General features: G+C 64.7%; 5 protein-coding genes. All 5 read right to left on the bottom strand.

Features of this window, described 5'->3' with window-relative positions:
• Positions 1–62: 62 nt before the first annotated feature.
• Genes pgl through tal form a run of 5 tightly spaced genes read right to left on the bottom strand, consistent with a single transcriptional unit; the run spans position 63 to position 6,121 of the window.
• Positions 63–869, bottom strand: coding sequence for a 6-phosphogluconolactonase (gene pgl / locus ACFUCV_RS14685; protein WP_380817051.1), 807 nt, complete (start codon positions 867–869; stop codon positions 63–65).
• Positions 866–1,807 carry a glucose-6-phosphate dehydrogenase assembly protein OpcA gene (locus ACFUCV_RS14690; RefSeq protein WP_380817061.1) on the bottom strand — a complete coding sequence of 314 codons (942 nt, stop codon included), beginning with the start codon at positions 1,805–1,807 and terminating at the stop codon, positions 866–868. Before ACFUCV_RS14690 ends, pgl begins: the two co-directional genes overlap by 4 nt.
• On the bottom strand, positions 1,804–3,339 hold the full coding sequence (zwf, locus tag ACFUCV_RS14695; RefSeq protein ID WP_380817053.1) for a glucose-6-phosphate dehydrogenase: 1,536 nt from the start codon (positions 3,337–3,339) through the stop codon (positions 1,804–1,806). Before zwf ends, ACFUCV_RS14690 begins: the two co-directional genes overlap by 4 nt.
• Before the next feature lie 17 nt (positions 3,340–3,356).
• On the bottom strand, positions 3,357–4,994 hold the full coding sequence (locus ACFUCV_RS14700) for a glucose-6-phosphate isomerase (RefSeq protein ID WP_380817055.1): 1,638 nt from the start codon (positions 4,992–4,994) through the stop codon (positions 3,357–3,359).
• A 5-nt stretch (positions 4,995–4,999) separates the two neighbouring features.
• Complete coding sequence (gene tal, locus ACFUCV_RS14705) at positions 5,000–6,121, bottom strand: transaldolase (RefSeq protein WP_380817057.1); 1,122 nt, start codon at positions 6,119–6,121, stop codon at positions 5,000–5,002.
• Positions 6,122–6,224 lie beyond the last annotated feature (103 nt).

Below are 6,224 nucleotides of genomic sequence, written 5' to 3' on the forward strand. Positions count from 1 at the left end.
GCATAAAGGAAGGACCCCGCCGCGGCGGGGTCCTTCCTTTATGCACTGCCTGGGGCAGCTCCCTAGTGCTCCACGCGCATGAGCGCTGCAGGAACCTTGGCCGCGGCGGCCTCGTCCAACAGCCACAGGGTCTTGACCTTCCCGCGGGCGCCGGAGGCGGGGACCTGCACCTCGCTGGCACCGGCCAAGCCCAGCCCCACGGCGGCGGCCTTGTCCGCGCCTGCGGCCACTATCCAGATTTCCTCCGCGGAATTAATGGTCTCCAGGGTCAGTGACACCCGCTCGGCCGGTGGCTTGGGAGAGTTGCGGACAGCAACAACAGGGACGCCCTTGGTGCGGATCCCCGCCATTTCCGGAAAGAGCGAGGCAATGTGCGCATCCGGTCCCAGGCCCAGGAGCAGCACGTCAAAGCGTGGCACCGCCGGCGCCGTGTCGGTGGCGGCGTCGTCCTTGCCCTCCCATTCGGCACGGGCGGCACCGGCCAGTTCACCGGCATACCGCGCAGCGGCCTCTTCGGCGTCGGCCACCTGGTCAGCTGCTGCCATGATGTGGACCCGCAGCGGATCCACGGGGATGTAGTCCAGCAGCGCCTGCGCCGCCTGGCCGGCGTTGCGATCGGCGGAATCCGCTGGAACGAAACGTTCGTCCCCGAACCAAAAGTTCACCTTGGCCCAGTCCACGGCCAGGCGGGCCGGGGAGGCCGCCACCGCACGCAAGGTGGCAATTCCCACGCTGCCTCCGGTCAACACCACCGTGGCTTCACCACGTTCGCTTTGCACATCCAACAAGCGCGTGATCAGCCGCGCCGCAGTGGTGGCTGCAAGGACGTCGAAGGAAGGATGGGGTGTAATACGGACGTTTTTCGTCATGAGTGTGCCACCTTCTTGGGGGAGGGGAGTTTGGCCAGGCCTTTGGTGAGCACTTCACCAAACACCTCGTCGGGATCCAGGCGGCGCAGTTCCTCGGCCAGGCAGTCCTGCAGGGAACGGCGCGGCAACGCAATTTTCTGCTCCGGCTGCCCGGTCTGGCTGAGCACCGCGTTCATGGCATCGGGACGCCGCAGTTCAACCCGGCCCTCGCTGCGCTCAAGGGTGACACTGCCAATCCCGGAGCCTGCGATGTTTTCGGACAGGCTGACGGGCACCGCGAGGGCAAGCTGCAGCCACGCCGCCAGCAGCAGCGTGCTGGGCGAATCGCTGGCGCCCTCGACACTGATGGCTGTGATGGGATCCGAGCCGTCGTACTGGTCCAGTGCGGCAGCGAGTTGAATGCGCCAATTGGTCAGCCGGGTCCACGCCAGGTCGGTGTCACCGTCGGCGTAGCTGTGGGCCATGCCCGACAGGGCTTCGCGGGGGTCCGCGGCACTGCTGGAGTCGGTGATCCGGCGGTGCGCGATCCTGCCAATGGGGGATTCGCTGGGGAACTTGGGCGCCTGCCGGGGCCACCAGGCCACAATGGGCGCATCAGGCAGCAGCAGGGCCGAGACCAGGGATTCATTTTCGGCAGCGAGCTCGCCGGATCCCCGCAGGACAATCACCTCGGAGGCACCGGCGTCGCCGCCCACGCGGATCTCCCCATCCAAGCGGGTGGCTTCATCAGCCGATCCGGCGGCCAACACAATGATGCGGCAGGGATGCTCACGGCTGGCGAGGTTGGCGGCGGTGATGGCTTCCTCCTCCGCACCGCTGCTGGTGATCACCACCAGGGTCAGCACGCGGCCCAGGGCCACGACGCCTCCCTGCTCGCGCATATTGACGATTTCCTTGGTGATTTTGGAAGTCGTCGTGTTCGGCAGTTCAACAATCACGGTCTGCGCCACGTCCTTCCGTCTTGCTTTAGTAGTTGCTCAGCCGAGGCCGGACCCCAGCTTCCCGGCTTGTAGCTTTCGGGCTGTTGGGCTTCCGCCGCCCAAAATTCCTCAAAAGGGTCCAGGATCTTCCAGGACAGCTCAACCTCTTCATGCCGCGGAAACAGCGGCGGCTCACCCAGGAGCACATCAAGGATCAGGCGTTCATAAGCTTCCGGGCTTGATTCCGTGAAGGCGTGCCCATAGCCAAAGTCCATGGTGACGTCCCGGACCTCCATTTGGGTGCCGGGAACCTTGGAGCCAAAGCGGATGGTGACACCCTCATCGGGCTGGACCCGGATGACCACCGCGTTTTGGCCGAAGTCGTCCTCGGCGTGGTCGGTGAACAACAGGTTGGGGGCGCGTTTGAACACCACGGCAATTTCCGTCACGCGGCGCCCGAGCCGTTTGCCCGCGCGCAGGTAAAAAGGCGCACCGGCCCAACGCCGGGTGTTCACGTCCAGGCGGACCGCAGCGTAGGTCTCGGTGGTGGAGTCCGCGGGGATGCCCTCTTCCTCAAGGTAGCCCTGGACATACTCCCCGCCCTGCCACCCACCGGCAAACTGGCCCCGCGCCGAGTGCTTGGAAAGGTCATCGGGCAGCTTGACCGCTGCCAGCACCTTTTCCTTTTCGGCCCGCAGGTGCTCGGCGTTGAAGGAAATGGGCTCCTCCATGGCCGTCAGCGCCAGCAGCTGCAGCAGGTGGTTTTGAATCACGTCACGGGCAGCTCCCACGCCGTCGTAATAGCCGGCACGCCCGCCGGTGCCAATGTCCTCCGCCATGGTGATTTGCACATGGTCGACGTAGTTGGCGTTCCAAAGCGGCTCAAAGAACTGGTTTGCAAAGCGCAGTGCCAGGATGTTCTGCACCGTCTCCTTGCCCAGGTAGTGGTCAATTCGGAACACGGCATCGGGCGGGAACACCGATTCCACAATGTCATTCAAGGCCCGGGCTGATTCCAGATTGTGGCCAAAGGGCTTTTCAATGACCACCCGGCGCCAGCTCTCGTCCCCGGTCTGTGCCAAGCCGTGCTCGGAAAGCTGGCGGCAGACCAATTCAAAGGCCTTCGGCGGGATGGAGAGGTAGAAGGCGTGGTTGCCCCGGGTGCCGCGCACGGCATCGAGTTCAGCCAGCGTTTCCTTCAGCCGCTGATATGCGGAGTCGTCATCAAATTCACCCTGCACAAAACGGATGCCTTCGCGCAGTTGGGTCCAGACATTCTCATCAAAGGGCGTACGGCAGTGGGCCTGCACCGATTCCTTGACCTGGGCGGCGAACTCGGCGTCGGACCAGTCCCGGCGGGCAAAGCCGACCAGGGCGAAACTAGGTGGCAGCAAACCCCTGTTGGCCAGGTCATAAACGGCCGGCATGAGCTTTTTGCGGGAGAGGTCGCCGGTGACTCCAAAGAGCACCAGCGAGGACGGGCCCGCCACCCGGGACAGCCTGCGGTCGCGGCCGTCCCGGAGCGGGTTTTCATGGGATGTGGGGGACATGGATTGAGTCAACAGCCTTAACCGTTTAGGTGGTGGCCCGCAAGTCCGGCCACGGCGGATTGAAGTTCAGCGGCACCGGCGGCAACATCGGTCAAATGCAGGCGCAGCACGGGCCGCCCGTGCTCGGCCAGCACCGTGGCATCCCCGGCCGCCTGCGCGGCAATCAGTTCACCAAAACCAAAGGGCCGGTCCGGGATGGCCAAATCCTGCTCCGGCGCACCAGTCACCTGCAGGAACACGCCCACGGCTGGGCCGCCCTTGTGGAACTGGCCGGTGGAGTGCAGGAAGCGCGGGCCCCAGCCAAAGGTCACCGGGCGCCCGGTGGCACCGGCCAGCGGCTCGCGGATTTCGGCCAGCGGAGCCAGGCCCAGACGGTCCAAATACACTTGGACGCTGAGGTAGCCGTTGGGTTCCAGGGTGCGCAGCAGGGCCGTCAACGCCTCCGGCAGCGATGTTGCGCCGGCAAGCCAGGGGGCATCCGGGGTGCCTGCGCGGACCTCCACGGCACCGTCGACGAACAGTGCAGGCACCGGGGCGAAGGTGGCATCCAACATGCTGCGGGCAGCGGATTTTGCGGCCTCGACATCCGGCTGGTCAAAGGGGTTGATGCCCAGCAGCCGGCCGGCCACGGCCGTGGCGAACTCCCACACCATCATTTGGGCGCCGAGGCCGCCGGAAATGCTGACCTCGTTGTCGCGAAGCTCCACCTCGGAGTCCTCCGCCACCAGGCGTACCACCAGCACATCCGGAGCCCCGGCTGTGACCTCGGGGGAGTCGGCGGAGGCCACCACGGGCAGCACCCCGGTGCCGAGCTTGCCGGTGGATTCGGCCAGGAGCTGCTCGGCCCAGTCCGCGAAGCCCACCAGGGGCGAACCGTCATCGACAATCACTATCTTGTCGCGCAGCGGGCTCGTGCCACCCAGTGCGGCGCCCAGGCGCAGGCCCACATTGTCGACGTCGTCATCGCGGAGCATTTCCGCCGCTTCCTCGGCCGAATCCAACAGGGCCGCCACGTCCACACCGGCCAGGCCCGAAGGCACCAGGCCAAAGGCCGTCAAACCCGAATAACGCCCGCCCACATTGGGGTCGGCGTTGAAGACCTTGCGGTATCCGGCCTCGCGGGCCGAGACGTCCAGGGGTGAACCGGGATCGGTGACAATGATGATGCGTGACTTTGCATCAATGCCCGCGGCCGTGAACTCCTGCTCAAAGATCCTGCGCTGCGAATCCGTCTCCAGGGTGGAGCCGGACTTGGAGGAGACCACAATGGCTGTGCTCGCGAGGCGGTCCTGCACCGCGGCACGCACCTGCGCCGGGTCCGTGCTGTCCAGCACCGTCAGTTCAACCCCGGCAGTGGCGGTGATGACTTCCGGGGCCAGGGACGACCCGCCCATGCCGCAGAGCACAATGCGGTCAATGCCTTCCGCCAGGAGCTCCCCGCGCAGCGCGGCGATTTCGGCCGGAAGGGAGGCGGAAATTTCCGGCGCCGCCACCCAGCCCAGGCGGATGGCGGATTCGGCTTCCGCCTCCGGACCCCAGAGTGTGGCGTCCTGGGCGAAAATGCGTGAGGCCACCTGGTCGGCGACCAGGGTCAACAAGTGCTGCGCCCCGGCCGCCTGCGCGGCCCCCGTGGCGGCAAATCCCAGCGATGTCATGTGCCTCAGTCCTCCGCGCCAACGGCGTCGAGGGCAGCCTGGACATGGTTGAGCAGGTCCTTCCAGCTGGCCACGAACTTGTCCAGCCCCTCGGTCTCCAGGACCTTCACGACGTCGTTGTAGGAGACACCCAGCGCTTCGAGCTGGTTCAACAACTCATTGGCGTCCGCGTAGCTGCCGGTGATGGTGTCACCCGTGACCTCGCCGTGGTCAAAGGTGGCGTTGAGGGTTTTTTCCGGCATGGTGTTGACCACATTCGCTGCCACCAGCTCGGTGACGTACATGGTGTCCGGGTAGGCGGGATCCTTCACGCCCGTGGAAGCCCACAGGGGACGCTGGGCGTTGGCTCCGGCATCGGCCAGCAGCGCCCACCGCTCCGAGTCAAAGGTCTGCTCAAAGGCCTGGTACGCCAGGCGGGCATTCGCCAAGCCGGCCTTGCCCTTCAGCGCCTTGGCCTCGTCACTGCCGATGGCTTCCAGCCGGTTGTCAATTTCAGTGTCCACGCGGGAGACGAAGAAGGAGGCAACGGAGTGGATTTCCGCCAGGTTGTGCCCGTTGGCCTTGGCCAGTTCAATGCCGCTGATGAAGGCATTCATGACCTCACGGTAGCGCTCCAGCGAGAAGATCAAGGTGACGTTGACGCTGATGCCGGCCCCCAAAGTGGAGGTGATGGCGGCCAGGCCCTCCAAGGTGGCGGGGATCTTTACGAGCACGTTCTTTTTATTCACCGTGGAGTACAGCAGCTTCGCTTCTTCAACGGTGGCCTCGGTGTCCCAGGCCTTGCGTGGATCCACTTCAATGGACACCCGGCCATCCCTGCCCTTGGTGGCATCGTACAGCGGGGCAAAGATGTCACAGCCGTCGGCCACATCCGAGGTGGTCAGGGCGAACACCGCGTCCTCGGCGCTGATGCCGGCGGCGGAGAACTTCTTCAGCTCGGCCTTGTAGTCGTCACTCTTGGTGATGGCGGCCTCAAAAATGCTGGGGTTGGTGGTGACACCAACAACATTTTTTTCCGCAATGAGTTCAGCAAGGTTGCCGCTGGTGATGCGGTTGCGGGAAAGATCGTCAAGCCAAATGGAAACACCTGCGGCGGAGAGTGCGGCGGTGGGATTTGCGTCAGTCATTGTGCTGCTTCCTTAGGAGTCAGGGACCGTGTCATCAGGCACTGTTATCTTCAGAAACACGTGTGTGTTATTATATTCTCGGATGCCTCGTGAGTTGATAGTA

This window comes from Specibacter sp. NPDC057265, from assembly GCF_042668835.1.
Taxonomy (GTDB): domain Bacteria; phylum Actinomycetota; class Actinomycetes; order Actinomycetales; family Micrococcaceae; genus Specibacter.

Bases quoted from the DNA above. Each gene is read 5' to 3' on its own strand.
- tal (WP_380817057.1), bottom strand. From the start codon at position 6,121: ATGACTGACGCAAATCCCACCGCCGCACTCTCCGCCGCAGGTGTTTCC.
- pgl (WP_380817051.1), bottom strand. From the start codon at position 869: ATGACGAAAAACGTCCGTATTACACCCCATCCTTCCTTCGACGTCCTT.
- zwf (WP_380817053.1), bottom strand. From the start codon at position 3,339: ATGTCCCCCACATCCCATGAAAACCCGCTCCGGGACGGCCGCGACCGC.
- ACFUCV_RS14700 (WP_380817055.1), bottom strand. From the start codon at position 4,994: ATGACATCGCTGGGATTTGCCGCCACGGGGGCCGCGCAGGCGGCCGGG.